We start from the raw sequence: 25,491 nt of genomic DNA on the forward strand, positions 1-25,491 counted from the left end.
TTCGCGCGATGATCCAGATCAATCGCGGACCAAATTCGATTGCGACATTCCGTCCACCCGCCGTCCTACATGTGGAGTTCTGCCATGCGCCTGACATCTTCGGTCCTGACCGGATCCGATGACTTTCGTTCCAATCGTGCGGCCCATCTCGATGCGTTGCGCGTTGTGGAAGAGGCGGCGCAGGCTGCGGTGCAGGGCGGTGGCGACCGGTCACGCGACCGGCACGTCAGTCGCGGCAAAATGCTGCCGCGTGATCGGGTGGCAAATCTGTTGGACCCCGGTTCGCCTTTTCTCGAGGTCGGGGCGACGGCGGCGCACGGGCTCTACGACAGCGCGGCGCCCTGTGCCGGGGTGATTGCAGGTATAGGCCGTGTCATGGGGCACGAGGTCATGGTGGTGTGCAATGACGCGACGGTGAAGGGCGGCACGTACTACCCGATGACCGTCAAGAAGCACCTGCGCGCCCAAGAGATCGCGGAGCAAAACCATCTGCCCTGTATCTACCTGGTCGACAGCGGCGGGGCGAACCTGCCCAATCAGGACGAGGTGTTTCCAGACCGGGATCATTTCGGTCGCATCTTCTTCAACCAGGCGCAGATGAGCGCAAAGGGCATTCCCCAGATTGCGGTCGTCATGGGGTCATGTACGGCGGGCGGCGCCTATGTCCCGGCCATGTCCGACGTGACCATCATCGTCAAGGAACAGGGCACGATCTTTCTGGCCGGGCCGCCGCTGGTCAAGGCGGCCACCGGCGAGGTTGTCAGCGCCGAAGACCTTGGCGGCGGCGACGTACACACGCGCCTGTCGGGGGTGGCCGACTACCTGGCCGAGGACGATGCCCATGCGCTGGCTCTAGCGCGCCGCAGCGTTGGCAACCTGAACCTGCGCAAGCCGACAACCGTCACGCTGCATAGTGTCGAGGAACCTGCCTATGACCCAGAGGAAATACTGGGTGTCGTCCCCGCGGATTTGCGCACGCCGTATGACATTCACGAGGTAATTGCGCGCACCGTGGACGGATCACGTTTCGATCCTTTCAAGGCGCGGTTTGGCGAAACGCTGGTCTGCGGCTTTGCCCATATCAAGGGCGTGCCTGTCGGCATCATCGCCAACAATGGCGTGCTGTTTTCCGAAGCCGCCCAGAAAGGTGCGCACTTCGTTGAACTGTGTTCGCAGCGCAAAATCCCACTGGTGTTCTTGCAGAACATCACGGGGTTCATGGTCGGCCAGAAATACGAAAACGAAGGGATCGCGCGCCACGGGGCCAAGATGGTGACGGCAGTGGCGACCACGTCGGTGCCCAAGGTGACGATGCTGGTGGGCGGATCCTTTGGCGCCGGTAATTATGGCATGGCCGGGCGTGCCTACTCGCCGCGCTTTCTGTGGTCTTGGCCCAATTCGCGCATTTCCGTCATGGGCGGCGCGCAGGCGGCGGGTGTGCTGGCCACCGTGAAACGGGACGGGATCGAGCGGGGCGGGGGCACTTGGTCAGCCGAGGAAGAGGCCGCGTTCAAGCAACCAACCATAGATATGTTCGAGGAACAGTCGCACCCTCTCTATGCCTCTGCGCGGCTTTGGGATGATGGCGTGATCGATCCCCGCAAAGCGCGGGATGTCTTGCACCTCAGCCTATCTGCAGCCCTGAATGCACCGATTGAGGACACACGCTTTGGCGTGTTCCGGATGTGAGGCTTGATGATCAAACCCAGTGACATTGCCAGCCGGATTAAGAATGCATTGCCGGACATCAGTATACCAACGCTTGGGCGCGAGGTGAAATTGCCAGTTTATGTGATTCACAACTCGCTCGATTCCGAGGACTATTTCTTTATCTTTGATTTCGAACAGTTTGTTGAACAGACTCGCGCGGGCGTGTTTGTCCGACCTGCATTGACTGTCTGGTCCGGACGTTCTGATTTCCGGCGGTCATTGTTTGCGCGCCAATTTCGCGAAAGCTTCGCACGCGAGTTTGACATTGCACGCGCGCAGTTGGCGCACAGCGATAAGAAGCCAAGAGGTTGGTTCGGTTTCTTGTCTGGCACATTCTTAGAATTGCGCGGCGCAAACCTTTCGGCCTTTCTGGCCAACCTCGTCCTGCTCGTGGCGACATCAGCAGGGACCAAAGTTCTGTCGCACATTCTTCCCAAGAGCTGGCTCTCTGGGAAATCTGACACCTCGAAGTTGGAAGAAAGCATCGAAGCCACCCAATCAAAGGTGGATGTGGCATTGGAGAACATACAAATTCGTTTGCATGAGGAACTGTACAATCATGCGTACCGGGATGGCGGGCGCGGCAAGCGCGCGCAATTGGAATATGACGCTTGGCCGCTGCCAGGATATGTGCGCCAACACCTAAATGATGGCGCTTCGGGAGCTTGGTGGTAAATGTTCGACACAATCCTCATAGCAAACCGGGGCGAGATTGCGTGCCGTGTGATGGAGACGGCCCAAGCCATGGGCGTGCGTTGTGTAGCGGTGTACTCCGAGGCCGATGCGGCAGCAAAGCACGTACAGATGGCCGACATGGCTGTGTCCATCGGTGGCGCGGCCCCTGCTGACAGTTACTTGAAGGGCGACGTGATTGTTCAGGCTGCGTTAGACACAGGTGCGCAAGCCATCCATCCCGGTTATGGTTTCCTGTCTGAAAACCCGGACTTCGTGGAAGCTGTAGAAGCGGCGGGTCTGACCTTTATCGGACCATCGGCGCAAGCGATCCGGGCCATGGGCCTCAAGGACGCGGCCAAGGCCCTGATGGTTGAAGCGGGCGTGCCTGTTGTGCCCGGCTATCACGGCGCGGATCAGTCCGATGACCTGTTGGCGACCGAGGCGGACAAGATGGGTTATCCCGTTTTGATCAAGGCGGTTGCAGGCGGTGGCGGCAAGGGTATGCGCCTTGTCGAAAGTGCAGCCGACTTTGCCGATGCGCTCGCCAGCGCCCGGAGCGAGGCGCAGACCGCCTTCGGCAATCCGGATGTGCTCGTCGAAAAATTCGTAACGCACCCCCGGCATATTGAGGTGCAGGTGTTTGGCGATGGTACGAACGCCGTGCATCTCTTTGAACGCGACTGTTCGCTGCAGCGCCGTCACCAGAAGGTCATTGAAGAGGCGCCAGCCCCCGGCATGACGGACGAGATGCGGGCGACAATGGGGGCCGCTGCCGTGCGTGCTGCGGAAGCCATTGGCTACAAAGGGGCAGGGACGGTTGAGTTCATCGTCGATGGCTCAGGCCCGCTGCGCCCCGACGGCTTCTTTTTCATGGAAATGAACACACGCCTGCAAGTGGAACACCCTGTGACCGAAGCGATCACCGGTGTTGATCTGGTCGAATGGCAATTGCGCGTCGCGGCGGGGGAGCCTTTGCCTGCCGCGCAGGAGAATCTATCGATTTCGGGCCATGCCTTTGAGGCGCGGCTCTATGCCGAGGATGTGCCGGCCGGTTTCTTGCCCGCCACGGGGACATTGACGCATCTGACTTTCCCGGATGCAGCACGCGCGGACAGTGGCGTGCGGGCAGGGGACGAGATCAGCCCGCATTACGATCCGATGATCGCCAAGGTCATTGTGCACGGGCCAACGCGCGATGTTGCCCTGAAACGCTTGTCGCAGGCACTGGAAAAGACACAGGTGGCAGGGACGGTGACTAACCTTGCCTTTCTGGGCGCGCTGGACGGGCACGCGGGTTTTGCTGCTGGTGAAGTGGATACTGGGCTGATTGCGCGCGACATTGATATGTTGACCACGCCAACGGAGGTTCAGCCAAGACACGCCATTGCGGCTGCGATGATTGCATCCGGTTTGGACGGCGTTGTTCCGGATGCTGGGTTCTCTTTATGGCAACCATTGCGCCGCTCCGTGCCGTTGATGCATGGCGACGACGTATTGGACGCTCGTGTTGAGGTTCTCAATCAGGACACGCAACGCTGGTATCTTGATGGAACCGAAATGTTGGCTGAACGGCGGCAGGGACAATGGACGATCGCGGGCCATCCCGCCCCGGATGTCCACTTGGCTGGCGGTATTGCCACGGTCTTTGACGGTTACGGGATTGCGTTCCACATCGTCGACCCGCTGGACGTGAACGCCACAGAAGCGGGCGATGGCAATGTGGTCGAGGCGCCAATGCCCGGTCTGGTCAAGGCGGTGTTTGCTGCACCGGGGGCAATTGTCGCCGAAGGGGATAGGCTCGCCATTCTCGAAGCGATGAAGATGGAGCATGTCCTGCTGGCAGCCCGCGACGGCACGGTCGCCGAGGTGCTGGCCGCCGAAGGCGATCAGGTGGTTGCGGGTGCGGCACTGGTCCGGCTGGAGGATCAGGCGTGATCACGCTGCATCACTGTCCCCAAACCAGGTCAATGCGGTCGCTATGGTTGCTGCACGAACTGGAGGTGGAGTTTCAGGTCCAGGTGCATCCCTTCGACAAGTCGCTGCGCGCGCCCGAGTTCCTGAGCCGCAGCCCTGCAGGGCGCGTTCCGGCGCTCGAGATTGATAGCCACTGCATGTTCGAAACCGGGGCCATCACACAGTATCTGTGTGAGCAGTTCAGCCCCGAAGGGCTTGGCCGCAGCCCCGGCTCGCCGGAGCGCATGGAGTGGCTGGTCTGGGTGCACTTTGCCGAAACAGTCAGTCAACACTCGGCGGCGCTGACACAACAGCACGTCGCCCTCTACGATGACAGTATGCGCAGCCCGACCGTGATGAAGCTGGAAGCGGCGCGTCTGGGAAAATGCTATGATGCGATCGAGGCGCGCTTGTCCGAACGGGATTACCTGTTAACGTCTGGGTTCTCTGCCGCAGATGTGTCCGTTGGACAGGCTGTCTATATGGCGCGCTACTTCCGCAAGCTTGACGATCATCCAACCCTCGCGCGTTGGTTTGAGCGGATCACCAACCGTCCCGCATTTCAGGCAAGCTTGCCGGATGCATCAGCGCGGCTCTATGATCAAGACTTCTACCCTGCTTGGGAGGCATGAATGGACGCGGTTGAAATCTACGAGGTTGGACCGCGCGATGGTCTGCAGAACGAGGCGGGTGAGATCGCGATTGCCGACAAGATCGCACTGGTCGACAAGCTGAGCGCTGCCGGCTTTCGGCGGATCGAATGTGCAAGCTTCGTCAGCCCCAAATGGGTCCCACAAATGGCGGGCAGCGCCGAGGTGCTGGCAGGCATTGCCCGTGCCCCGGGTGTTCGCTATGCCGCGCTGACCCCGAACATGCGCGGGTTTGCTGACGCGCGTGCAGCTGGCGCAGACGAGATTGCGGTGTTTGGCTCCGCCAGCGAAGGGTTCTCACGCGCCAACATCAACGCCAGCATTGACGAGTCGCTGGATCGTTTTGCGCCAGTCATTGATGCCGCGCGCGCCGTCGATCTGCCCGTGCGGGGTTACGTGTCTTGCGTGGTGGAGTGTCCCTATGACGGTGCGGTTGATCCCGAGGCGGTGGCGCGCGTCGCGGACCGCCTGTTTGCCATGGGTTGCTATGAGATCAGTCTCGGGGACACCATTGGGCAGGGCACGCCGGACGCGGTCGCACGCATGCTGCTTGCCGTGCGCGACGTGGTGCCGGTGGGCCGCCTTGCAGGGCATTTTCACGACACCAATGGACGGGCGCTCGACAACATCGACGCCTCTCTTGCGCTTGGCGTTCGAGTTTTTGACGCCGCTGTTGGGGGGCTGGGTGGATGCCCCTATGCGCCGGGGGCTGCGGGCAATGTTGCGACCGAAGCGGTGGCAGCGCATTTGGCGCGTTTGGGATACGAGACCGGTCTTGATCAGTCGCTGATCGAAGAAGCCGCCGAATTGGCACGCAGCATGCGCATCACCGCATAAGGCAAGGAACAGAACCGTGACTGACACTCTTTCGATCACTGTTGATCCACGCGGCGTTGCGACGCTGCTGCTGGACCGTGCGGACAAGCACAACGCGATGAATGCGGCCATGATTGCGGACCTGCACGATGCAGCCCGTACGCTGGGCAGCGACGACGCCGTTCGTGTTGTCGTTCTTGCCGCCGCTGGCAAGACCTTCTGTGCGGGTGGCGATCTGGGATGGATGCGCGAGCAGATGCAGTCGGATGCGGAAACGCGGGCGCAAGAGGCGGGCAAGCTTGCCCATATGCTGCATGCACTCAATACAATGCCAAAGCCGCTGATCGGGGCGATCCACGGCAACGCCTTTGGGGGCGGGGTCGGGATGGCGTCGGTCTGTGACATCGCGATTGGGGCTGATCACATCAAGATGGGACTGACGGAGACTCGGCTTGGCATTATCCCAGCCACAATCGGTCCCTACGTGGTCGCACGGATGGGCGAGGGGCGCGCGCGGCGCGTGTTCATGTCGTCGCGGCTGTTTGATGCCTCCGAAGCGGTTGAGCTTGGCCTTTTGGCCAAAGCGGTCCCGGCGGACGATCTGATGCAAGCCGTCGAGGCCGAAGTAACCCCATATCTAAGCTGTGCCCCCGGCGCGGTCGCCGCCGCCAAGGCACTGGCGCGGGAGTTTGGCCCCCGGATCGATGACCAGACGATTGCAACATCCATCGGCGCCCTGAAATCGCGCTGGGAAACCGAAGAGGCTGCGGAGGGCATTGATGCATTCTTTGCCAAGCGCAAGGCAAGTTGGGCACGCACCTAACCCTCGGTCTCACCGGCAAAAGCAGAACGCTTCCGGCGCAGTGCCGTTGAAACAAATTCGGTAAAGGTGGCAATACGTGGTACCGCCCGCAAATCTGCGTGGGTTAGCACCCATATGGGCAGGTATGGCATAAGCGGAAGGCCGGGCACGCGCGCAAGGTCCGGATCCGTGTCGCCGATAATGCACGCCACACGCGAGGCGCCAAGACCAGCACGCATCGCCCCCAACATGGCCACCATGTCATCAAGGGCCATTGCTGTTGTCGTATTTGGATATACGGCCATCACTTCCTTGGGCGTCGGTTGCCAATGCAGGAAGCGCAACCACCGCAACGCGCGATTAGGGTCGTTTTCAAGCTCTGCAATATAGGTTTTGCTCGCGTAGACAGCCGATTTCTGCACCGCCACCTGCCGTCCGACCAAATCCGGATCAGGGGTGTCAGAGATCCGAATGGCCACATCGGCCTCGCGTTCCGCAAGGTTCAGCGTTTCGATGCTGCCGATAATGGTCAATTCGATGTCCGGGTGCGCTTTCGCGAAATCACCAAGGATCGGCGCAAGCACAGACTGCACCATCAAGTGGGGTGCAGTGACGGTCAATGGCCCGCTTAAAGCAATATCACGTGCGGCAATCACGCGCGTCAAACTGGACTGTTCGGTTTCAAACGCCTCGGCGGTACGAGCTGCATCGCGACCAGCTTGGGTGGGCACGTACCCGGAAGGCCGCCGGTCAAAAAGTGATGTCCCAAGCGCTGCTTCCGCCGCTGAAATCCTGCGTGAGACGGTGGCGTGATTGACGCCAAGCGACCGCGACGCACCGCTGATGCCACCATGTCGTACGGTCTCAAGTACATATTTCAGATCGTTCCAGTCCATATCGATCTCTTGTCAGCCGATCTGCTTGATCATTTTTGCACAGGTGTGTCGAAAATATTCTCATTTTCGTCACATGGCCGGCATGGTCAAGATACTGGTGGACTTCATATGCAAAGGACCCAAGCCATGACCACCCATGCCGTTGTAATGCTGCGGATCACAAACCTCGAAAGCCTGACGCAGTATCGGGAAAAGGCGGCCGAGGCACTTGCGCGCCACGGTGGGGAAGTGCTTCAAGCCTCTCCTGATCCTGTTGTGCTTGAAGGCGCACCTGTAATGCCGGACATGATTGCCATTTTGCGGTTTCCTGACCGGGCGAGGGCAGAAGCATGGAAAACCGACCCGGAATTACAGAGCATACATGAGCTCAGGCGAGGCAGCGGGACATCAGATATTATTCTTATGTGACGACACGTCCAAAATCCTTATTTGTGTCTGCACTTGCAACGCAATTCTTACCCCGGTTCGAAAGGCAGCCAGCCTTTCGAACCGTACTTGTTTACCCAAGGTCAGTATTTCGATATTTCCCATCGAGTTAGCTGCGCTATACTGCGCATGAAGAATGGCGCAGTGGACCCCGAACAATGGCAGAATTTGCATTTGATTTTAGCCATACGGACGAGTTTGACAAACTGGCGCGGGCCGTGAAGGCAAAGTTGAGCTGCCGAACCGTAATGATAAGCGTGAAGCAGGATGACGCGCTGCTGGCATTGGGCCATTCCACGCGGTTGATACAGCTTGAGGATCGCTTATTCCCGGCACAGGACACGATTTGCACATATGTGATCCAAACCGGGGCACCGCTCCGGGTGGTTGATGTTCCAAGTCACAGCTGTTGGCGCCATGCACCGGTGTCTACAACACTTGGGATCGGCGCCTATCTCGGGGTGCCCGTGCGATTAAATGAAGGTGAACCCATTGGAACCTTGTGCGCACTGTCAGATGCGCCGCGTATCTGGAACGACGAAGAGTTCGCCTATCTTGAGACAATTGCTGATCTGATCGGCAGCAAGATCGAGCGGCTTATGCTGCGTTACGAACAACAGGCGCTGAGCGATGCGCTGGCCGAAAACGATGCGATCCTGACCACTCTGGCGGAGACTAGCGGCAAGGCCATCACCGTTCACAATGATGCAGGCGAATTGGTCTTTGCCAACGCCGCGCTCAGGGCAGAGTTGGACCTGACGTATCAGGAACTTCTGACGCTGCCCCACGTTGCGCAACGGCTGGCTGACGACGGATCACGCTCAGGCGCGGTTTCCGTCAGCGCGCCGGGCAGGCCAAGTCACGCGTTGCACGTGCAGCTTTATGCGCCAAAGGAAGGACTGACCCTGGCCGAGTGGAGCCGGTCGGACGCGTCGATCACATTGATCTGAATACGCTGCGGCGAAATCACCCGGAGAATTCGGTCACTTCCGGTCCTGGCTTTATTGACCCTGCCGGGTGGCGCGCGTAAACCCTTGTAAGCCAAACCTGCCACTTGACCTGGCGCATTCACACCCGCGCCAAGAAAAGGAGCCCACCGTGGAAGAGATGTTGCGGGAGTATCTCCCCATTCTCGTATTTCTGGCCGTTGCCATCGGCCTTGGACTTGTCCTTATCCTAGCTGCTGTGGTCCTTGCGGTACGCAACCCGGACCCAGAAAAAGTGTCCGCTTACGAATGCGGATTCAACGCGTTTGACGACGCTCGCATGAAGTTTGATGTGCGGTTCTATCTTGTGTCGATCCTGTTCATCATCTTTGATCTCGAGATCGCGTTTCTGTTCCCCTGGGCCGTTGCGTTCCAAGATGTAAGCATGGCCGGTTTCTGGTCCATGATGGTGTTCCTGGGCGTTCTGACCATTGGCTTTGCCTATGAATGGAAGAAGGGGGCGCTGGAATGGCAATGACGGATACGGCTGGTCCCGCCTATGCAGGCGGCGACAAGGACCACGCAACCCAAGCCCTGAACGCCGAGCTGCAGGACAAGGGGTTCCTGCTGACATCAACGGATGACATCATCAATTGGGCCCGCACCGGTTCGCTGCACTGGATGACATTCGGTCTGGCCTGCTGCGCGGTCGAGATGATGCACACGTCCATGCCGCGCTACGACCTTGAGCGGTTCGGTACAGCGCCGCGCGCCTCCCCACGCCAGTCGGATTTGATGATCGTGGCGGGCACGCTGACGAACAAGATGGCACCCGCTCTGCGCAAGGTCTACGACCAGATGCCCGAGCCACGCTATGTGATCTCGATGGGGTCCTGTGCCAATGGTGGTGGCTACTACCACTACAGCTATTCCGTGGTACGCGGCTGCGACCGCATCGTGCCCGTCGACGTCTACGTGCCGGGCTGTCCACCCACGGCTGAGGCGCTGCTGTACGGCATCCTGCAGCTGCAACGCAAAATCCGCCGTACCGGGACGATTGTGCGGTGAAAATACTGCGGCGATGGATAGGTCCCGTCATGGTTGGTGCAACGGCTGTGATCGCAATACCGGCCGTATCCAAGCCGGGAATCGTTTCGGTCGAAGTGGACCGAGTGTCCGGCGTACTCACCGTTTTCAACTATACAAACTGTGATCTAACCGCAGTTGCTGCGACCGCGAATGCAACGATTGCTCCGAAATCCAAATTCAAAGCCAAGCGCGAAGAACCTAGCGACGCATATCTCGGGCAATTCTGGTTTTGGGGGGAGGACACACCAGCCGTCGGTGTTCGCTTTGACGAAGCAGAAGCAAGCGTACGTCGGTTTCCCCCGCATAAAGAGCTGACTTCCCCTTTTATCCCCGCGGGATACGAGGCGGACGATCTGACGCTTGATCGTGTTGAGGTTTATACTGGTAAAACTGCGCTGCATGAATCTCCGCCGAGTTTCGCGCACTTGCCGGGGCTTAACGACCCGAATACATCAAACTGGACTTCCAACGTTCTGTTGAACCAGTGGAGTTGGAAAGACATGTCGGCAAACAAAGTGCGTGGGGAATGGACCATCCAAGCCACGAATGCACAGTTGGAAGTGGAGGCTTGTAAGCCATGAGCGAAGCAATGACCGAACTTGGCACCTATCTCGAAGCCAAGCGCCCCGATTGCGTGCTGGCCTGGGATGTCACCCATGGTGAACTGAACGTTGACGTGGCGCCCTCCAGTCTGACCGGCTTCGTCGAGTTCCTGACCAGCGACAGCACCTGCCGGTTCTCGACACTCGTGGACATCACCGGCGTGGACTATCCCGGCCGGGCCAAGCGGTTCGACGTCGTCTACCACTTCCTGTCGATGTACCAGAACCACCGCATCCGCCTGCGCGTGTCGATCCGCGAAGATCAGATCGTGCCGTCCCTGGTGGACGTCCACCCCTCGGCCAACTGGTTTGAACGCGAAGTGTTCGACATGTTCGGCATCCTGTTCTCCGGCCACCCGGACCTGCGGCGCATCCTGACGGATTACGGCTTCCGCGGCTATCCGCTGCGCAAGGATTTCCCGACGACGGGCTATACCGAAGTGCGCTATGACGAGGCCGAAAAGCGCGTCGTCTACGAACCCGTCAGCCTCGTTCAGGAATACCGCCAGTTCGACTTCATGTCGCCCTGGGAAGGGGCCGAATACATCCTTCCGGGGGACGAGAAAGAAGCGGAGGCGAAGTAGTGGAAATGCTCTGGTGGCTTTTGATCGCAGCGGCAAGCATCATCCCGATGTTCAAGCTGCTGCCCCATTTCGGGCTCAACCAATACTGGGCTCTGTTCTGCATCCTGCCGGTGGGCACCATCGTGCTGCTCTGGGTGATGGCGATGAAGCTGCAAGAGTTGGAGAAGCGGTAATGGTGCCTCCATCTGGCGTATTTTATCTTTTCGGCGTCATAATCCTCTTGGTCATATTCGTCGGCATAATTGCGGTGTTTCTTGGCATCGCGCGCCTTTCTCGCCTACTCGGTTCTAGATTTTGCCTAGGAGACAGACAATGATGGACGGCTCCAAATTCGACGACGCTCTCACGGGCGAGCAGAAAATCCGCAACTTCAACATCAACTTCGGCCCGCAACACCCTGCGGCGCATGGGGTTCTGCGGCTTGTGCTGGAACTGGATGGTGAGATCGTGGAACGCTGCGACCCGCATATCGGCCTGCTGCACCGTGGCACCGAAAAGCTGATGGAGTCGCGGACCTACCTTCAAAACCTGCCCTATTTCGACCGGCTCGACTACGTGGCGCCTATGAACCAGGAACACGCCTGGTGCCTGGCCATCGAAAAGCTGACGGGCGTGGAAGTGCCCCGCCGCGCATCCCTGATCCGCGTGCTGTTTTGCGAGATTGGCCGCGTCCTGAACCACCTCCTGAACATCACCACCCAAGCGCTCGACGTGGGCGCGCTCACGCCGCCGCTTTGGGGCTTTGAAGAGCGTGAAGAACTGATGATCTTCTACGAAAGAGCGTGTGGCGCACGTCTGCACGCGGCTTATTTCCGGCCCGGCGGTGTCCATCAGGATCTGCCGCCCGAACTGCTCGATGATATCGAGCAATGGGCGCACAAGTTCATGTCGGGCTTCATGGTCGACATTGACGGGCTGTTGACAGAAAACCGCATTTTCAAACAGCGCAACGCCGACATCGGTATCGTGACCGAAGACGATATCCTGAAATATGGCTTCTCGGGCGTCATGGTACGAGGCAGTGGGCTGGCTTGGGATCTGCGCCGGTCGCAACCCTATGAATGCTACGACGAGTTCGATTTCCAGATACCCGTGGGCAAGAACGGCGACTGCTATGACCGGTACCTCGTCCGCATGGAAGAAATGCGCCAGTCGGTGTCGATCATCAAGCAGGCCATTGCCAAATTGCGCGATTGCCCCGGTGACGTGTTGGCGCGCGGCAAGATCACACCACCGTCGCGCACCGACATGAAAACGTCGATGGAAGCGCTGATCCACCACTTCAAGCTCTACACTGAAGGGTTCCATGTGCCTGAAGGCGAGGTCTATTGTGCGGTTGAGGCCCCCAAGGGCGAGTTCGGCGTGTACCTTGTGGCCGACGGCACCAACAAACCCTACCGCTGCAAAATCCGTGCGCCTGGTTTCCTGCATTTGCAGGCGATGGACTATATCTCGAAAGGGCACCAACTGGCAGACGTGGCCGCGATCATTGGCACGATGGACGTGGTGTTCGGAGAGATCGACCGGTGAAGATCGCAACTATTTTTCTGGCCTCAGTCCTTGCGTCGCCAATTCATGCTCAAGCTCCGGATCGATTGAAGGAACGCGTACGGTCTGTGGATCAGGCTGCTGTACAGAAAACGTACTTGCAGGTTTTGCGCGATTTTGGCTGCCAGGTTGATAATTCGGATGTTTCAGAGCGGGTTGCACATGGGCGCTTGATGGTGGACGAGGTGTTTGACTTGGCGAAAATACCGAAACGACATCGTGACAACCAAGACCTTCGCAATATCGCGTTGGAGCCCGTCGATGATGCCGTATTCGCTTTGGAACGAGCAGGGCACCTCAAGTTCAATGGGGCAACTTCCGTGATTTCTGTCACGGAGTGTTAGGCCACTCAAAGGTACTTACAATCCCGCGCCCGATATGGGGTGGATGAGGAAAAAGAACATGCTGCGCAGACTACATTCTGACCAACCTGATAGCTTCGCCTTTACACCAGACAACAAGGCGTGGGCCGAAGCACAGATCACCAAGTATCCCGATGGCCGTCAGGCATCGGCCATCATTCCGCTGCTCTGGCGTGCACAGGAACAAGAGGGTTGGTTGACCCGCCCGGCGATCGAAACTGTCGCGGACATGCTTGACCTTGCCTATATCCGTGCGCTCGAAGTGGCTTCCTTCTACTTCATGTTCCAGCTGCAACCCGTTGGCTCTGTTGCACATATTCAGGTTTGCGGCACCACGTCTTGCATGATCTGTGGCGCCGAAGATCTTGTGGCCGTTTGTAAGGAAAAAATCGCCCCAAAAGCGCACCAGCTCTCTGCCGACGGCAAGTTCAGCTGGGAAGAAGTCGAATGTCTTGGCTCCTGCGCCAATGCGCCCATGGCGCAGATTGGCAAGGACTACTACGAGGACCTGACCGCTGCTCGCATGGGTGAAATGATCGACGAATTGGCGAAGGGCGAGGTGCCGACCCCCGGCCCACAGAACGGTCGTTATGCGTCTGAACCTCTCGGCGGTCTGACCAGCCTCAAGGATTTCGATAGCGGGCACACCAAATATAATGCATCTGTCCAACTGGCGACGGATATTGGCGACACGGTTAAACGTATCGAGGGGACCGAAGTGCCGTTGCTCGCCCCATGGGGCAAGGCGAACGCGTCGGCAGATGCCAGTAACGCCAATGAAAAGCCTGCTGCCAAGGCTGTGAAAAAGACACCTGCGAAGGCGGCAAAACCTAAGGCAAAGCCCAAAGCGGACGCCTCGGTAACCAAAAATAAATCTGATAAGAAACAATCAGATACGGCTGTCCCCGCGGGGACAAAACCGGCGCTGCTTTCAGAAGCCCGCGAAGGTGGGGCGGACGACCTGAAGCTGATCAAAGGTGTCGGACCGGGCCTTGAGAAAGAATTGAACGCGGCGGGCGTGTTTCATTTTGACCAGATTGCATCTTGGACTGCAGACGAAGTGGCCTGGGCCGATCAACACCTCGTGCGCTTCAAGGGACGGGTCAGCCGTGACAGCTGGGTCACGCAAGCACAGGCCCTCTCACGGGGAGAAGACACAGAATTTTCCCAACGCGCGAAAAAAGACGATATCTATAAGGAATAACATCCTTAAACGGGAGAGGTATCGTAATGAACAAGAACGAGGGAATGATCAGCTGCGCCGTGGGTTGCTGGCTGGTCGCGCTGCTGGGCGGCGTTTTGGCAGCAATGCTACTAATGGTGCTGGGCGGTTGGACCTTTATGCAAGGCGTGTTTATGGGCGTCGTTGTGTTTGTGGTCGCCGGAGCGCTTCTCAGCTGGATTATTTGCAAGCCGTTGCCCGCAGCTGGCGAAGCGTCGATTGAGCAGGCCAAACCAGCCGATGCGGCAAAGCCCGCAGCGCAAGCGGCAGCTCCGGTTGCTGCAACATCGACAGCTGCAGCGGCAGAACCAGAGATAAAACCTTCGACCCCATTGCCGGGGGAGGCCGATCTGGCTGAGCGCAAGGGCGAATGGAAGTACGAGGCGGAGCCCAAGGCAAAGGAAAAGCCGAAGGCAAAGAAAGCTGCCAAAAAACCGGCTGCCAAGAAAGCCACCAAGTCAAAAGCTGAAACACCTGCCTCCGCTGCGGGCGAGGGAACCAAGCCCCAGACACTGTCCGCTGCGCGCGACGGTGGGCCTGACAATCTGAAAGAGATCAAAGGCGTTGGGCCGAAGCTGGAAGCGCTTTTGCACTCAATGGGCTTCTACCATTTCGATCAGGTTGCCAGCTGGGGTGCCGACGAGGTGGCTTGGGTCGATCAGAACCTGCAAGGCTTCAAGGGGCGTGTCAGCCGCGATGATTGGGTTTCGCAGGCCAAAATCCTTGCCGAAGGGGGCGAAACCGAGTTTTCCAAGAAAGTCGGTAAGGGCGACGTCTACTAACGCATGTCCGATCATCTTGATCCAAAACTGGCCCGGCAGGGCCGTATCGCGGCCCTTGTCATAGCAGGGGCCGCTTTGTTGTCGGTGTTCGCACCGGTGATTGTGCAGGGCTTTGGTTTGCCCGCGCGTTACGAAATTCTGATTTTGCTTTTTGCCTTGGCTGCGTTCATTTGGTCTCTGGTGGTTGCCATCAGGATTTGGCAAAAGAGCCGTGACAATTGATAGCCCCGCGCAGGGCTTGCGAGGCAAAGGATAATACCCATGCTGGCTGACAAGGATCGCATCTTTACCAATATCTACGGCATGCATGATCGCACGCTGAAAGGTGCGCGGGCACGTGGGCATTGGGATGGCACGGACAAGCTGATCCAGAAGGGTCGTGATTGGATCGTGCAAGAGATGAAGGACAGCGGCCTGCGCGGTCGTGGTGGTGCTGGTTTTCCCACCGGTCTGAAATGGTCCTTCATGCCCAAGGAAAGTGATGGTCGCCCCAGCTACCTTGTTGTAAACGCTGATGAATCCGAGCCGGGCACGTGCAAGGACCGCGAGATCATGCGCCATGATCCGCATACACTGGTCGAAGGGTGTTTGATTGCGTCCTTCGCGATGAATGCAAACGCCTGCTACATTTACATCCGCGGCGAATACATCCGGGAAAAGGAAGCGCTGCAGGCGGCTATCGACGAAGCCTATGACGCCGGTCTGGTGGGCAAGAACGCCGCAGGCTCCGGTTGGGATTTCGACATTTACCTGCACCACGGGGCAGGGGCCTATATCTGCGGTGAGGAAACCGCACTGCTTGAATCGCTTGAAGGCAAGAAGGGCATGCCTCGCATGAAGCCGCCATTCCCGGCGGGCGCGGGTCTGTATGGCTGCCCGACCACGGTGAACAATGTTGAATCCATTGCGGTTGTTCCGACGATCCTGCGCCGTGGTGCGTCGTGGTTCTCTGGCTTTGGTCGTGCAAACAATGCCGGGACCAAGCTGTTCGCTATCTCGGGCCATGTGAACAACCCCTGTGTGGTCGAAGAGGCGATGTCCATCACCTTCGAAGAGTTGATCGAAAAGCATTGCGGCGGCATTCGCGGTGGCTGGGATAACCTCAAGGCCGTGATTCCTGGTGGGTCGTCTGTTCCCTGCGTGCGCGGGGAGAAGATGAAAGACGCCATTATGGACTTCGACTATCTGCGGAATGATCTGCAGTCGGGTCTGGGCACGGCGGCGGTGATCGTGATGGATCAGAGCACAGATATCATCAAGGCGATCTGGCGGTTGTCCAAGTTCTACAAGCATGAGTCTTGCGGTCAGTGCACGCCTTGTCGTGAAGGCACGGGCTGGATGATGCGCGTGATGGAGCGGCTGGTGTACGGCGAGGCGGATGTCGAGGAGATCGACATGCTGCTGGACGTGACCAAGCAAGTTGAAGGCCATACGATTTGTGCGTTGGGTGATGCTGCCGCGTGGCCGATCCAGGGGCTGATCCGGAACTTCCGGGATGAGATCGAAGATCGGATTGCAGGCAAGCGGATCGCGGCAGAGTGATGCTGCGCATACTGACCGTTTGCGTTGGGCTTGTCGCAGGGTCTTCCGCCGTTGCTTTGGAAATGAACTCCACCGAAAGAGCTATGGCTGGCCTGATGGTCGCGCGAATGCTGCAAAACGATTGTAAACCGGATGTCACTTGGGCAGGTCAATCCGGTGCGACAACCTTCTACGCAAAGAACTTCAATGTTCTTGTCGCCGAAGGCCATTCGAAATCGGCGCTGCGGAAGTTTGAGCGACATAGGACGAAATGGTTGCAAGCCTCCATCGCTTGGATGGAAGACGCTGGTATCAAACTCGCAGGCCTATCCCGGGAACAGGTACGAGATGCAGGTTGCGATTGGGCGTCTTCAATCTCTGGGACCAATCACCCAGCCGGGCGGTTTCTTAAAAGCAAGTGACACAGAGCGTTGTGTGTGAGCGGGTTCTGAACAATGCACCTGGCTGAGTTCAACATCGGCACTCTGAAGTACGATTGGGAAGACCCGCGCGTTGCAGACTTTCTGAACAACCTCGATCGCGTCTATGACATCGCGCGTCGCTCGCCGGGTTATGTCTGGCATTTGGAAGGCGAGGAGATGGAGGCGGCACAGCTTGACCCCCATGGCCCGCTGGGTGGCAATCCACGCACGGCTAGTACGCTATCGGTTTGGAAAGACGTTGAAAGCCTGCGCAATTTCACCTTCAGCACCGTTCATAAGCAGTTCTATGACCGCAAAGGTGAATGGTACGATCCAGATCAGGGTTTGCGCTTTGTCATGTGGTGGGTGCCCGACGGGCACAAACCGACAGTCAAGGAAGCAATCGACCGCTTCCATCATCTTGAAAAGCATGGCAATACGGACATTGCCTTTGGCTGGGACTACCCGGCACATCGAAGCGTTGACCCCGGGGGGAGGAGACTGCAGTGACCAAGACAAAGACCCGTGCACTGCCGGATATGCGGCCAGCATTTTTGACCTTTGTTTTGCTGATCGCGGTTTTGCTGCTGTCAGCCTGTCAGGAACGGCGTTCGGAACGCGTTGCCTTTGACGGCGTGTTTTTCCGGGCAAGCTCGGGCAAGGTTGATAAGCAGCGTGATCAGTTCGAGATCGGTGTGAGCCCTGTCTCTGCCTCTCTTGAAGGTGCGCGCGAAGCCGGGCGGTACGAGGCTGTGCGGTATTGCATCAAGGAGTTCGGTTCATCGGATATCACGTGGATCGAAGGCCCGGATGCCGAGGATGGACGCCTGCGCATTTCAGGGGACAAGCTGCTGTTGCGGGGCACCTGTACACCTGTGTAGTAACAACCCGTTTTCAAGGCGACATTTTGCGTCCTGACGGGTTGTGTCGGCCCGTGTTATTGCATAGCACAGACCTGCTTTCCCACATGGCATCAAAGTGATGCAGCACGTGGAGAGAAAATGATGCGCGCGATGACCATGGCCTTGATCCTTAGCCTGACTGCCGGGATAGCCTCGGCGAAGCCACACCTCCGGGATGTGCCCGAAATCGACGGTACGATTCTGGCCGTCGGAATTGCGGATGAAATCCGTAAGAATTGCCCGGATATTTCGGCCCGTCTGTTGCGGGCGTATTCGGTGGTCAACGGCTTGAAGGCACGGGCCCGCACTTTGGGCTACTCGGACGAAGAGATTGACGCATACCGCAAATCGGATACCGAAAAGGCGCGCCTCAAGGCCAAGCGCGCAGAGTATCTTCGAAGTGCGGGCGTGACCCCTGGCCAATCGGCAAGCTATTGTGCCGTCGGCCGGCAAGAGATTGAAAAAGGCGGCCAGATCGGCGCCCTACTGAGGATGAACTGACGCATGAGCGACCTCCGCAAGATCATCATCGACGGTAACGAGATCGAGGTGGACGGGGCAATGACCTTGATCCAGGCCTGTGAAGAGGCCGGGATCGAGATCCCGCGGTTCTGTTATCACGAGCGTCTGTCGATCGCAGGCAACTGCCGGATGTGTCTTGTGGAAGTTGTGGGTGGTCCACCCAAACCTGCCGCGTCTTGCGCGATGCAGGTGCGCGATTTGCGCCCCGGGCCCGAGGGGCAGCCACCGGTTGTGAAAACCAACTCGCCCATGGTCAAGAAGGCCCGCGAGGGGGTGATGGAGTTCCTGCTGATCAACCACCCGCTAGATTGCCCGATCTGCGATCAGGGCGGTGAGTGCGACCTGCAGGATCAGGCCATGGCCTACGGTGTCGATTTCAGCCGCTTCCGCGAACCAAAGCGTGCGGTGGATGATCTGGATCTTGGTCCATTGGTCGAAACACATATGACCCGCTGCATTTCCTGCACCCGCTGCGTGCGCTTCACGACCGAGGTCGCTGGCATCACTCAGATGGGGCAGACGGGTCGCGGCGAGGATGCTGAGATTACCAGCTATCTGGGCGAGACACTGGATTCGAACTTGCAGGGCAACATCATCGACCTGTGCCCGGTGGGCGCGTTGGTGTCGAAGCCATATGCCTTTACGGCCCGTCCGTGGGAACTGACCAAGACCGAGAGCATCGATGTGATGGATGCACTTGGGTCCTCCATCCGCGTGGACACCAAGGGGCGCGAAGTCATGCGGTTCCTGCCGCTGAACCACGATGGCACGAATGAAGAGTGGATTGCGGACAAGACGCGTTTCGTCTGGGATGGTTTGCGCCGTCAGCGTCTGGACAAACCTTATGTTCGTGAGAACGGCAAACTGCGCCCCGCAACGTGGGGGGAGGCCTTGGGCAAAGCCGCCGAGGCCATTAAGGGGGCATCATCCTTGGCCGGTCTGGTCGGTGATCTGGCGCCGGTCGAAGCCGCTTACGCTTTGAAAGAGTTGATTGAAGGGCAGGGTGGGTTTGTCGAGTGCCGCACCGACGGCGCCAAGCTGCCCTCGGGCAACCGGGCTGCATATGTTGGCACCGCGGCGATTGAGGATATCGATAGTGCAGAAGCCATCATGCTGATCGGTACCAACCCGCGTCTGGAAGCGCCTGTGTTGAACGCGCGTATCCGCAAGGCCTGGGCACGTGGGGCCAGTGTGGGTGTGATCGGTGAGATGCCGGACCTGACCTACGAGGCCAACCACATTGGGACAGAGGCGACCGTCATTAACGATCTTCTGAAGCGTGACCATTCAGGGGTGCAGGAAAAGCCGTCGATCATCATTGTCGGCATGGGCGCGTTGACCCGTGGGGACGGCGCGGTAATTCTTGCCGGGGCGCAGGCGCTGGCGGAAAGCACCAAGTCGGGCCTGATGATCCTGCATACAGCCGCGGGCCGCGTGGGTGCGATGGATGTTGGTGCCACAAACCCGGATGCAATGGCAGCCGTTGAGAAAGCGGATGTCATCTACAACCTGGGCGCCGATGAAATCGAAATCGGTGAAGGGGCCTTTGTGATCTATCAGGGCAGCCACGGTGATCGTGGAGCGCACAGGGCAGATGTGATCCTGCCGGGGGCGGCCTACACAGAAGAAGGCGGCCTGTTCGTCAACACCGAAGGGCGGCCACAACTGACGCAACGCGCTGGTTTTGCACCGGGTGAAGCCAAGGAAAACTGGGCCATCCTGCGTGCTTTGTCGGGTGAGATCAGCGCGGCCTTGCCCTATGACAGCCTTGCTGCTCTACGTCAGAAACTGGTGGGTGACCATCCGCACCTCGGCGATGTCGATGTGGTGGCTGAGAACTCCGGTGATGCTCTTGAGGCGGGTGAGATCGAAGGTGGCGTGCTGACCTCGACCATTAGCGATTTCTACCTGACCAACCCGATTGCCCGTGCCAGCCAGTTGATGGCGGAACTGAGCGCCAACGCGAAGGCCCGTAAATCCCAAGAGGTACTGGCAGCAGAATGATTGTTCGCAGCATAATCAAGGTTGTTGCACTTGGCGCTGTGGTGACCCTGTCTGCCTGCGCGTCGCAGGTGTTGGACGGCTATGTTGGCAAGTCCATCACAGAGCCGATGCTAGATTATGGTCAACCGGCCGCGGTTTTTGACCTTCCTGACGGGCGTCGTGCCTTTCAGTGGTCGATCAGTTCTTGGGGCTCTGTTCCGATTGTCAGCACCGAAAGACAAACGTCTGATGGGCTTCACGATTGGGCGGATGTGACAAAAACACGGACCATCAGCATTCCGGTGGAAGAAACGTGCCTGTACACGCTCTACGGCGTTCCGCGTGGCAACGATTGGATCGTCACCGGGTACCGGCAGCCGTCGTTCGAGTGCGAATGAAGGCTGCGTGGATCATAGCCGCGTTGCCGCTTGCGGCCTGTGACCCTGTGCCGACGGCGGAACAGTTCATTCCCGACTACCGAGGCGTGGAAACGCAGTTGTTGGCGGATGATCTGGTTCAATTTAACGTGGAAATGAGCAATGCCCTATCCGCGGCGGATGTCGAAGATTACGCCGAATGTGCTGCCGCTGGATACACATTGATCCGGGGGTGGGGATTTGCGCGTCATTTGCGCACAAATGTGAATGAAGAGGCTGGCGTGTGGAGAGCGGATGCTGTTTACACCATTTCGCCAGCTCTGCCGCGTGGAATACGGACCATCGACGCCGAAGTCGTGGCCGCAGCCTGCGCGGAGAAGGGAATACCGACGGTGTGAGGACTGATGGCTGAATTCTTTACCACTCCTGGCGGCATCGCCGTCCTTGTTCTGGCCCAAGTGCTGGCCGTCGTGGCGTTTGTCATGATCTCGCTGCTGTTCCTTGTCTACGGTGACCGCAAGATCTGGGCCGCGGTCCAGATGCGCCGTGGACCGAACGTGGTGGGTGCCTTTGGCCTGCTGCAGACGGTGGCGGACGCCCTGAAGTATGTTGTGAAAGAGGTTGTGGTGCCTGCTGGGGCAGACAAGACCCTGTTCATGCTTGCCCCGATGACCAGTTTTGTGCTGGCGATGGTCGCATGGGCCGTGATCCCGTTCAACGACGGCTGGGTGCTGTCCGACATCAATGTGGCAATCCTGTATGTCTTTGCTATCTCTTCGCTTGAAGTTTATGGCGTAATTATAGGCGGTTGGGCGTCGAACTCAAAGTACCCCTTCCTTGGCTCGCTGCGGTCTGCAGCACAGATGATTTCCTATGAAGTCAGCATCGGCTTGATCATCATCGGTGTGATCCTTTCGACCGGGTCGTTGAACTTCGGCGCCATCGTGAATGCACAGGATACCGGCTACGGGTTCTTTGGCTGGTATTGGTTGCCGCACCTGCCCATGGTGTTCCTGTTCTTTATCAGCGCATTGGCTGAAACGAACCGCCCGCCCTTCGATTTGCCGGAAGCGGAATCCGAATTGGTTGCTGGCTACCAGGTTGAATACTCGTCGACCCCGTTCCTGCTGTTCATGGCGGGCGAGTACATTGCCATCTTCCTGATGTGTGCGCTGATGTCGCTGCTGTTCTTTGGTGGCTGGCTGTCGCCTATCCCGGGGCTGCCCGACGGTGTGCTGTGGATGGTCGCGAAGATGGCATTCTTCTTCTTCCTCTTCGCAATGGTGAAGGCGATCACGCCGCGCTATCGCTATGACCAGCTGATGCGCCTGGGGTGGAAAGTGTTCCTGCCGTTCAGCCTGGTCTGGGTCGTGTTCGTGGCCTTTGCCGCCAAGTTTGACTGGTTCTGGGGCATCTACGCCCGTTGGGCCGTGGGGGGCTGATATGGGATTGGCTGCCGCCATCAACGAAGCGCCGGAACACCATCTGGATGACCTTGTGTCATTCCTGGGCTCCGAGTTCGCTATTGGAACGACCGATGAAGATGGGAAGCTCGACAGAGCGGATCCCGGAGAAGTCGTCTCGGCCCTCAAAGCCTGGGCGTACATGCACCTTAACGATGGAACACAGGGAGACTAGCAATGACGCAGATCGACTACGGCCGCGCCGCCAAATACTTCCTGCTGCAGGATTTCTGGCAAGGCATGAAGCTGGGCTTGAAGTACTTTTTCGCCCCTAAGGCCACTGTAAACTATCCGCACGAAAAGGGGCCTTTGTCCCCACGTTTCCGTGGTGAACACGCGTTGCGCCGTTACCCCAACGGGGAAGAACGCTGCATCGCATGCAAGCTGTGCGAGGCGATTTGCCCGGCGCAGGCCATCACCATTGATGCTGAACCGCGCGAGGACGGCAGCCGCCGCACCACACGCTATGACATCGACATGACCAAGTGCATCTACTGTGGCTTCTGTCAGGAAGCGTGCCCGGTCGATGCCATTGTCGAAGGTCCGAACTTCGAATTCGCCACCGAAACCCGCGAAGAGCTTTTCTATGACAAGGAAAAGCTGTTGGAGAATGGTGAGCGTTGGGAAGCCGAGATCGCACGCAATCTTGAACTGGATGCACCGTATCGCTGATGGGAGCCTGGGGACCACATAGCTTCGACAACGACACGGCAGCTGATCTGCTGGACACGTTGAAAAACCTCGATCAGCCGGTCGAGCAAGCAGGAGCCGTGTGCGAAAGCTTTGAGGCCGTGTTTGAGGCGCCAGCCGGTGATCTTGATGCGCATCTGGCATCGACAGCGGTGGCCGGAGCCGAGATCATTGCAGCGTGTTTGGGCCAACCTCGGGACGGGGCCGAGGCGCCATTTGATCTCGAAGCCTCCTTCAAATTCTACGATGACGCTGTTGGCATGGCACTGGCCGCTTTGGACCGCGTGACCGCCGAAGGCTCGGAACTGGCGGAATTGTGGGACGAGAGCGAAGAAGCGAGCACTTGGCGAGCCAGCATTGCTGATTTGGCCGGGCGCTTGAAGGCTGCGGCGAAATCCCATGACCTTGGGACTGAGTTTGCACCCGACGCGCCCGAGGCTGATCCCGAGCAGGCGCTGCGGAGCGACGTGGACCAAGTCTATGCCGATATGATGGCCGAGATTGAGCGTCTTGCCGACGCCGGCGGGGGCGAGGTTCAGGTCGAGGTACTGCGTCATTTGGTGCGCAAGCTGCATCTGATCCACAGCGACATCAGCAACATGCGGTATTTCATTGCGGATAGCCTGGATGCACTGACCACCCGCATCGAAGGTCTCGAGGGGCAACGCTCATGACAGATGACAAGAACAACCCTTTTGCGGCGATGCTGGCTCAGATGCAGGAGATGACCAAAGCGTTTCCGCAAATGGCGGCGTTCGACCCGTCGAAAGGGTTTGACCCCAAGATGTTCGAAGCCTTGTGGCCCACCATGCCCAAGGATTTGATGGAGACGTGGTTTGGCAACAAGCTCAACGAGAATGGGCTGGACGCCAAAACCCGGCTGCTGCTGACACTTGCCGGGCTGACCATGCAGGGCGCCCAGGCTGATACAGCCATTCGCCAGACCGTGCGACACGCGCGTGAGGCGGGGGCCACCGACCAACAGATTTCCGAGACTTTGGGCATGATGGCGATGTTTGCCGGTGTGCCCGCGATGACTCGCGCCATGGGATTGGCGCAAGAGGTCATGGATGACGACGAGGACGAGACATGACTGTATTTGCCTTCTACCTCTTTGCGATCAGCGTGATCGCGGGCGGCCTTTTCACGGTGATCAGCCGGAACCCCGTCCACTCGGTTCTCTGGCTGATCCTGTCTTTTCTGAGTGCAGCAGGCCTGTTTGTGCTGTTGGGGGCCGAGTTCGTCGCGATGCTTTTGATCATCGTCTATGTAGGCGCGGTCGCAGTGCTGTTCCTGTTCGTCGTGATGATGCTTGACGTGGACTTTGCCGAATTGAAGGCGGAGATGGCGAAATACATGCCGCTCGCGTTGCTTATTGCGGTCGTGATCCTGATGCAGTTCGTGATGGCCTTTGGCGCCTGGGAGTCGAATGCGGCAGCAGAAGGCCTGCGCGCGCAGGTGACGCCGGTGGATCGTCACAACACTGAAGCGCTGGGGATGATCCTGTATGATCAGTATTTCCTGCTGTTCCAACTTGCAGGGCTGATCCTGTTGGTCGCCATGGTGGGCGCCATTGTTCTGACCCTGCGCCACCGCTCGGATGTGAAGCGTCAGGATGTGATTGCCCAGATGATGCGTGATCCCGCAACGGCGATGGAGCTGAAGGACGTCAAACCGGGGCAGGGGCTCTGATCATTGAAGACCCGGTACGCATATCTGGCAGCGGTTGTCGCGATGCTTGGGGGTGAGGCTGTGGCCTTGTCGCTAACCGATTGCGACCGTACCACGCATATCAGCCACGGTGGTGAAGCGGATCATGTCGATCTGGGCGAAGGCCGCGTGATGTGGCGTGACTGGTGGAGCCAGGAAGGGACGGCGACGTCCTTCTCTGTTGTTGACTGTGCGCCCGGCACGGCGATGACATTTCGCACACAAGAAGAGAACATGGGCAACCGCTTGCCTTTCGACCGGACGGAGAAAGCGCTTGCCGTGATCGAACGCCACGAAACTGGTGCACGCGCTTTTGCCACCTTGGACCGCATGGCCGCCGATCTGGACGGCATCGCGCACGACATAGACATCATCACGCTGGACGCAGAGCCTTGCGCCTGCGCCGCACTCTACCCCGAGGCTCGGGGCGAGAAGACAGAATTCATGCTGGGCTGAGCCCAGCAACAGACGACAAGCGGGGACACACCCCGGAGGGACGACATGATAGGACTTGAGCATTACCTGACCGTCGCGGCGACGCTGTTCGTCATCGGTATCTTCGGGCTTTTCCTGAACCGCAAGAACGTGATCATTCTGCTTATGAGCATCGAACTGATGCTCTTGGCGGTGAACATCAACCTTGTGGCCTTCTCAAGCTTCCTGGATGACCTTGTGGGGCAGGTTTTCACCCTGTTCGTGCTGACCGTCGCTGCGGCTGAGGCGGCAATCGGCTTGGCCATCCTGGTCTGTTTCTTCCGCAACCGCGGCACCATTGCCGTCGAAGACGTCAACGTGATGAAGGGCTGATCGGATGAGTCTCGCACTATGGATCGCCATCATCGTGGCCGGGGTCGGAGG

Annotated in this window: 34 protein-coding genes; 33 read left to right on the forward strand and 1 reads right to left on the reverse strand. The window is 58.5% G+C overall.

Features of this window, described 5'->3' with window-relative positions:
• Positions 1-84 precede the first annotated feature (84 nt).
• From IE087_RS13550 to IE087_RS13575, 6 genes are read left to right on the forward strand one after another with little or no spacing between them, the layout of a single operon-like run.
• The gene (locus IE087_RS13550) at positions 85-1,689 is read left to right on the forward strand and encodes a carboxyl transferase domain-containing protein (RefSeq protein WP_189369872.1); all 1,605 of its coding nucleotides are present in this window, start codon (positions 85-87) and stop codon (positions 1,687-1,689) included.
• A gap of 6 nt (positions 1,690-1,695) precedes the next feature.
• Positions 1,696-2,385, forward strand: a complete 690-nt coding sequence (locus IE087_RS13555) for a hypothetical protein (protein WP_189369873.1) — start codon at positions 1,696-1,698, stop codon at positions 2,383-2,385.
• Positions 2,386-4,320, forward strand: coding sequence for an acetyl/propionyl/methylcrotonyl-CoA carboxylase subunit alpha (locus tag IE087_RS13560; RefSeq protein ID WP_189369874.1), 1,935 nt, complete (start codon positions 2,386-2,388; stop codon positions 4,318-4,320).
• Positions 4,317-4,970: a glutathione S-transferase family protein gene (locus tag IE087_RS13565; RefSeq protein WP_189369875.1), complete on the forward strand. Its 654-nt coding sequence runs from the start codon at positions 4,317-4,319 to the stop codon at positions 4,968-4,970. The genes IE087_RS13560 and IE087_RS13565 overlap by 4 nt, the downstream gene beginning before the upstream one ends.
• Complete coding sequence (locus IE087_RS13570; protein WP_189369876.1) at positions 4,971-5,825, forward strand: hydroxymethylglutaryl-CoA lyase; 855 nt, start codon at positions 4,971-4,973, stop codon at positions 5,823-5,825. It begins immediately after the preceding gene.
• Between the two features lie 16 nt (positions 5,826-5,841).
• The gene (locus IE087_RS13575; protein ID WP_189369877.1) at positions 5,842-6,627 is read left to right on the forward strand and encodes a crotonase/enoyl-CoA hydratase family protein; all 786 of its coding nucleotides are present in this window, start codon (positions 5,842-5,844) and stop codon (positions 6,625-6,627) included.
• On the opposite strand, the gene IE087_RS13580 is transcribed toward IE087_RS13575, so the two are convergent.
• On the reverse strand, positions 6,624-7,502 hold the full coding sequence (locus IE087_RS13580; protein WP_189369878.1) for a LysR family transcriptional regulator: 879 nt from the start codon (positions 7,500-7,502) through the stop codon (positions 6,624-6,626). The genes IE087_RS13575 and IE087_RS13580 overlap by 4 nt on opposite strands.
• Before the next feature lie 126 nt (positions 7,503-7,628).
• Here IE087_RS13580 and IE087_RS13585 point away from each other — a divergent pair, with 126 nt between their 5' ends.
• The 27 genes from IE087_RS13585 (at position 7,629) to nuoK (ending at position 25,440) form a co-directional block, all read left to right on the forward strand.
• The gene (locus IE087_RS13585) at positions 7,629-7,910 is read left to right on the forward strand and encodes a DUF1330 domain-containing protein (RefSeq protein WP_189369879.1); all 282 of its coding nucleotides are present in this window, start codon (positions 7,629-7,631) and stop codon (positions 7,908-7,910) included.
• A gap of 176 nt (positions 7,911-8,086) precedes the next feature.
• Complete coding sequence (locus IE087_RS13590) at positions 8,087-8,878, forward strand: GAF domain-containing protein (RefSeq protein ID WP_189369880.1); 792 nt, start codon at positions 8,087-8,089, stop codon at positions 8,876-8,878.
• Positions 8,879-9,026: 148 nt separating this feature from the next.
• Positions 9,027-9,392: an NADH-quinone oxidoreductase subunit A gene (locus tag IE087_RS13595; protein WP_189369881.1), complete on the forward strand. Its 366-nt coding sequence runs from the start codon at positions 9,027-9,029 to the stop codon at positions 9,390-9,392.
• On the forward strand, positions 9,389-9,922 hold the full coding sequence (locus tag IE087_RS13600) for a NuoB/complex I 20 kDa subunit family protein (RefSeq protein ID WP_189369990.1): 534 nt from the start codon (positions 9,389-9,391) through the stop codon (positions 9,920-9,922). The genes IE087_RS13595 and IE087_RS13600 overlap by 4 nt, the downstream gene beginning before the upstream one ends.
• Positions 9,923-9,951: 29 nt before the next feature.
• Positions 9,952-10,524, forward strand: a complete 573-nt coding sequence (locus IE087_RS13605; protein WP_189369882.1) for a hypothetical protein — start codon at positions 9,952-9,954, stop codon at positions 10,522-10,524.
• A complete protein-coding gene (locus tag IE087_RS13610; protein WP_189369883.1) occupies positions 10,521-11,129 on the forward strand; it encodes an NADH-quinone oxidoreductase subunit C in 609 nt (202 codons plus the stop codon). Before IE087_RS13605 ends, IE087_RS13610 begins: the two co-directional genes overlap by 4 nt.
• The gene (locus IE087_RS13615; RefSeq protein WP_189369884.1) at positions 11,129-11,302 is read left to right on the forward strand and encodes a hypothetical protein; all 174 of its coding nucleotides are present in this window, start codon (positions 11,129-11,131) and stop codon (positions 11,300-11,302) included. Before IE087_RS13610 ends, IE087_RS13615 begins: the two co-directional genes overlap by 1 nt.
• Before the next feature lie 142 nt (positions 11,303-11,444).
• Complete coding sequence (locus tag IE087_RS13620) at positions 11,445-12,659, forward strand: NADH-quinone oxidoreductase subunit D (RefSeq protein WP_189369991.1); 1,215 nt, start codon at positions 11,445-11,447, stop codon at positions 12,657-12,659.
• A 65-nt stretch (positions 12,660-12,724) separates the two neighbouring features.
• Complete coding sequence (locus IE087_RS13625) at positions 12,725-13,021, forward strand: hypothetical protein (RefSeq protein ID WP_189369885.1); 297 nt, start codon at positions 12,725-12,727, stop codon at positions 13,019-13,021.
• Positions 13,022-13,079: 58 nt separating this feature from the next.
• Entirely contained in the window at positions 13,080-14,243 is a 1,164-nt protein-coding gene (locus tag IE087_RS13630) for an NADH-quinone oxidoreductase subunit E (protein ID WP_189369886.1), read from the forward strand.
• 26 nt (positions 14,244-14,269) lie between these two features.
• Positions 14,270-15,043 carry a helix-hairpin-helix domain-containing protein gene (locus IE087_RS13635; protein ID WP_189369887.1) on the forward strand — a complete coding sequence of 258 codons (774 nt, stop codon included), beginning with the start codon at positions 14,270-14,272 and terminating at the stop codon, positions 15,041-15,043.
• Positions 15,044-15,046: 3 nt separating this feature from the next.
• Positions 15,047-15,265 (forward strand): DUF5337 domain-containing protein, encoded by a 219-nt coding sequence (locus IE087_RS13640; RefSeq protein WP_189369888.1) that lies wholly within the window; start codon positions 15,047-15,049, stop codon positions 15,263-15,265.
• A gap of 39 nt (positions 15,266-15,304) precedes the next feature.
• The gene (nuoF, locus tag IE087_RS13645; RefSeq protein ID WP_189369889.1) at positions 15,305-16,585 is read left to right on the forward strand and encodes an NADH-quinone oxidoreductase subunit NuoF; all 1,281 of its coding nucleotides are present in this window, start codon (positions 15,305-15,307) and stop codon (positions 16,583-16,585) included.
• Between the two features lie 434 nt (positions 16,586-17,019).
• On the forward strand, positions 17,020-17,496 hold the full coding sequence (locus tag IE087_RS13650; RefSeq protein WP_189369890.1) for a DUF3291 domain-containing protein: 477 nt from the start codon (positions 17,020-17,022) through the stop codon (positions 17,494-17,496).
• Positions 17,493-17,867, forward strand: coding sequence for a hypothetical protein (locus IE087_RS13655; RefSeq protein ID WP_229801381.1), 375 nt, complete (start codon positions 17,493-17,495; stop codon positions 17,865-17,867). The genes IE087_RS13650 and IE087_RS13655 overlap by 4 nt, the downstream gene beginning before the upstream one ends.
• 120 nt (positions 17,868-17,987) lie before the next feature.
• Positions 17,988-18,389: a DUF5333 domain-containing protein gene (locus tag IE087_RS13660; protein ID WP_229801382.1), complete on the forward strand. Its 402-nt coding sequence runs from the start codon at positions 17,988-17,990 to the stop codon at positions 18,387-18,389.
• 3 nt (positions 18,390-18,392) lie between these two features.
• Positions 18,393-20,414, forward strand: coding sequence for an NADH-quinone oxidoreductase subunit NuoG (gene nuoG, locus IE087_RS13665; protein ID WP_189369892.1), 2,022 nt, complete (start codon positions 18,393-18,395; stop codon positions 20,412-20,414).
• Complete coding sequence (locus IE087_RS13670) at positions 20,411-20,791, forward strand: hypothetical protein (protein WP_229801383.1); 381 nt, start codon at positions 20,411-20,413, stop codon at positions 20,789-20,791. The genes nuoG and IE087_RS13670 overlap by 4 nt, the downstream gene beginning before the upstream one ends.
• On the forward strand, positions 20,788-21,168 hold the full coding sequence (locus IE087_RS13675) for a YNQ4 family lipoprotein (RefSeq protein ID WP_189369994.1): 381 nt from the start codon (positions 20,788-20,790) through the stop codon (positions 21,166-21,168). The genes IE087_RS13670 and IE087_RS13675 overlap by 4 nt, the downstream gene beginning before the upstream one ends.
• Before the next feature lie 6 nt (positions 21,169-21,174).
• Entirely contained in the window at positions 21,175-22,212 is a 1,038-nt protein-coding gene (gene nuoH, locus IE087_RS13680; protein ID WP_189369893.1) for an NADH-quinone oxidoreductase subunit NuoH, read from the forward strand.
• A 1-nt stretch (position 22,213) separates the two neighbouring features.
• Positions 22,214-22,408, forward strand: a complete 195-nt coding sequence (locus IE087_RS13685; RefSeq protein WP_189369894.1) for a hypothetical protein — start codon at positions 22,214-22,216, stop codon at positions 22,406-22,408.
• Positions 22,409-22,410: 2 nt separating this feature from the next.
• Positions 22,411-22,905: an NADH-quinone oxidoreductase subunit NuoI gene (gene nuoI, locus IE087_RS13690; RefSeq protein ID WP_189369895.1), complete on the forward strand. Its 495-nt coding sequence runs from the start codon at positions 22,411-22,413 to the stop codon at positions 22,903-22,905.
• The gene (locus IE087_RS13695; RefSeq protein ID WP_189369896.1) at positions 22,905-23,597 is read left to right on the forward strand and encodes a DUF4259 domain-containing protein; all 693 of its coding nucleotides are present in this window, start codon (positions 22,905-22,907) and stop codon (positions 23,595-23,597) included. The genes nuoI and IE087_RS13695 overlap by 1 nt, the downstream gene beginning before the upstream one ends.
• Positions 23,594-24,016 carry a carboxymuconolactone decarboxylase family protein gene (locus IE087_RS13700; protein WP_189369897.1) on the forward strand — a complete coding sequence of 141 codons (423 nt, stop codon included), beginning with the start codon at positions 23,594-23,596 and terminating at the stop codon, positions 24,014-24,016. Before IE087_RS13695 ends, IE087_RS13700 begins: the two co-directional genes overlap by 4 nt.
• Positions 24,013-24,615, forward strand: coding sequence for an NADH-quinone oxidoreductase subunit J (locus IE087_RS13705; RefSeq protein WP_189369898.1), 603 nt, complete (start codon positions 24,013-24,015; stop codon positions 24,613-24,615). Before IE087_RS13700 ends, IE087_RS13705 begins: the two co-directional genes overlap by 4 nt.
• Positions 24,616-24,618: 3 nt before the next feature.
• A complete protein-coding gene (locus tag IE087_RS13710; RefSeq protein WP_229801384.1) occupies positions 24,619-25,089 on the forward strand; it encodes a hypothetical protein in 471 nt (156 codons plus the stop codon).
• Between the two features lie 45 nt (positions 25,090-25,134).
• Positions 25,135-25,440, forward strand: a complete 306-nt coding sequence (nuoK, locus tag IE087_RS13715) for an NADH-quinone oxidoreductase subunit NuoK (protein WP_039686350.1) — start codon at positions 25,135-25,137, stop codon at positions 25,438-25,440.
• Positions 25,441-25,491: the final 51 nt, after the last annotated feature.

Origin of the sequence: Tateyamaria omphalii, assembly GCF_014651375.1 — a bacterium.
Classification (GTDB): Bacteria; Pseudomonadota; Alphaproteobacteria; order Rhodobacterales; family Rhodobacteraceae; genus Tateyamaria; species Tateyamaria omphalii.

Bases quoted from the DNA above. Each gene is read 5' to 3' on its own strand.
- IE087_RS13550 (WP_189369872.1), top strand. From the start codon at position 85: ATGCGCCTGACATCTTCGGTCCTGACCGGATCCGATGACTTTCGTTCC.
- IE087_RS13555 (WP_189369873.1), top strand. From the start codon at position 1,696: ATGATCAAACCCAGTGACATTGCCAGCCGGATTAAGAATGCATTGCCG.
- IE087_RS13560 (WP_189369874.1), top strand. From the start codon at position 2,386: ATGTTCGACACAATCCTCATAGCAAACCGGGGCGAGATTGCGTGCCGT.
- IE087_RS13570 (WP_189369876.1), top strand. From the start codon at position 4,971: ATGGACGCGGTTGAAATCTACGAGGTTGGACCGCGCGATGGTCTGCAG.
- IE087_RS13580 (WP_189369878.1), bottom strand. From the start codon at position 7,502: ATGGACTGGAACGATCTGAAATATGTACTTGAGACCGTACGACATGGT.
- IE087_RS13585 (WP_189369879.1), top strand. From the start codon at position 7,629: ATGACCACCCATGCCGTTGTAATGCTGCGGATCACAAACCTCGAAAGC.
- IE087_RS13590 (WP_189369880.1), top strand. From the start codon at position 8,087: ATGGCAGAATTTGCATTTGATTTTAGCCATACGGACGAGTTTGACAAA.
- IE087_RS13600 (WP_189369990.1), top strand. From the start codon at position 9,389: ATGACGGATACGGCTGGTCCCGCCTATGCAGGCGGCGACAAGGACCAC.
- IE087_RS13605 (WP_189369882.1), top strand. From the start codon at position 9,952: ATGGTTGGTGCAACGGCTGTGATCGCAATACCGGCCGTATCCAAGCCG.
- IE087_RS13610 (WP_189369883.1), top strand. From the start codon at position 10,521: ATGAGCGAAGCAATGACCGAACTTGGCACCTATCTCGAAGCCAAGCGC.
- IE087_RS13620 (WP_189369991.1), top strand. From the start codon at position 11,445: ATGGACGGCTCCAAATTCGACGACGCTCTCACGGGCGAGCAGAAAATC.
- IE087_RS13630 (WP_189369886.1), top strand. From the start codon at position 13,080: ATGCTGCGCAGACTACATTCTGACCAACCTGATAGCTTCGCCTTTACA.
- IE087_RS13635 (WP_189369887.1), top strand. From the start codon at position 14,270: ATGAACAAGAACGAGGGAATGATCAGCTGCGCCGTGGGTTGCTGGCTG.
- IE087_RS13640 (WP_189369888.1), top strand. From the start codon at position 15,047: ATGTCCGATCATCTTGATCCAAAACTGGCCCGGCAGGGCCGTATCGCG.
- nuoF (WP_189369889.1), top strand. From the start codon at position 15,305: ATGCTGGCTGACAAGGATCGCATCTTTACCAATATCTACGGCATGCAT.
- IE087_RS13650 (WP_189369890.1), top strand. From the start codon at position 17,020: ATGCACCTGGCTGAGTTCAACATCGGCACTCTGAAGTACGATTGGGAA.
- IE087_RS13660 (WP_229801382.1), top strand. From the start codon at position 17,988: ATGATGCGCGCGATGACCATGGCCTTGATCCTTAGCCTGACTGCCGGG.
- nuoG (WP_189369892.1), top strand. From the start codon at position 18,393: ATGAGCGACCTCCGCAAGATCATCATCGACGGTAACGAGATCGAGGTG.
- IE087_RS13670 (WP_229801383.1), top strand. From the start codon at position 20,411: ATGATTGTTCGCAGCATAATCAAGGTTGTTGCACTTGGCGCTGTGGTG.
- IE087_RS13675 (WP_189369994.1), top strand. From the start codon at position 20,788: ATGAAGGCTGCGTGGATCATAGCCGCGTTGCCGCTTGCGGCCTGTGAC.
- nuoH (WP_189369893.1), top strand. From the start codon at position 21,175: ATGGCTGAATTCTTTACCACTCCTGGCGGCATCGCCGTCCTTGTTCTG.
- IE087_RS13685 (WP_189369894.1), top strand. From the start codon at position 22,214: ATGGGATTGGCTGCCGCCATCAACGAAGCGCCGGAACACCATCTGGAT.
- nuoI (WP_189369895.1), top strand. From the start codon at position 22,411: ATGACGCAGATCGACTACGGCCGCGCCGCCAAATACTTCCTGCTGCAG.
- IE087_RS13695 (WP_189369896.1), top strand. From the start codon at position 22,905: ATGGGAGCCTGGGGACCACATAGCTTCGACAACGACACGGCAGCTGAT.
- IE087_RS13700 (WP_189369897.1), top strand. From the start codon at position 23,594: ATGACAGATGACAAGAACAACCCTTTTGCGGCGATGCTGGCTCAGATG.
- IE087_RS13705 (WP_189369898.1), top strand. From the start codon at position 24,013: ATGACTGTATTTGCCTTCTACCTCTTTGCGATCAGCGTGATCGCGGGC.
- nuoK (WP_039686350.1), top strand. From the start codon at position 25,135: ATGATAGGACTTGAGCATTACCTGACCGTCGCGGCGACGCTGTTCGTC.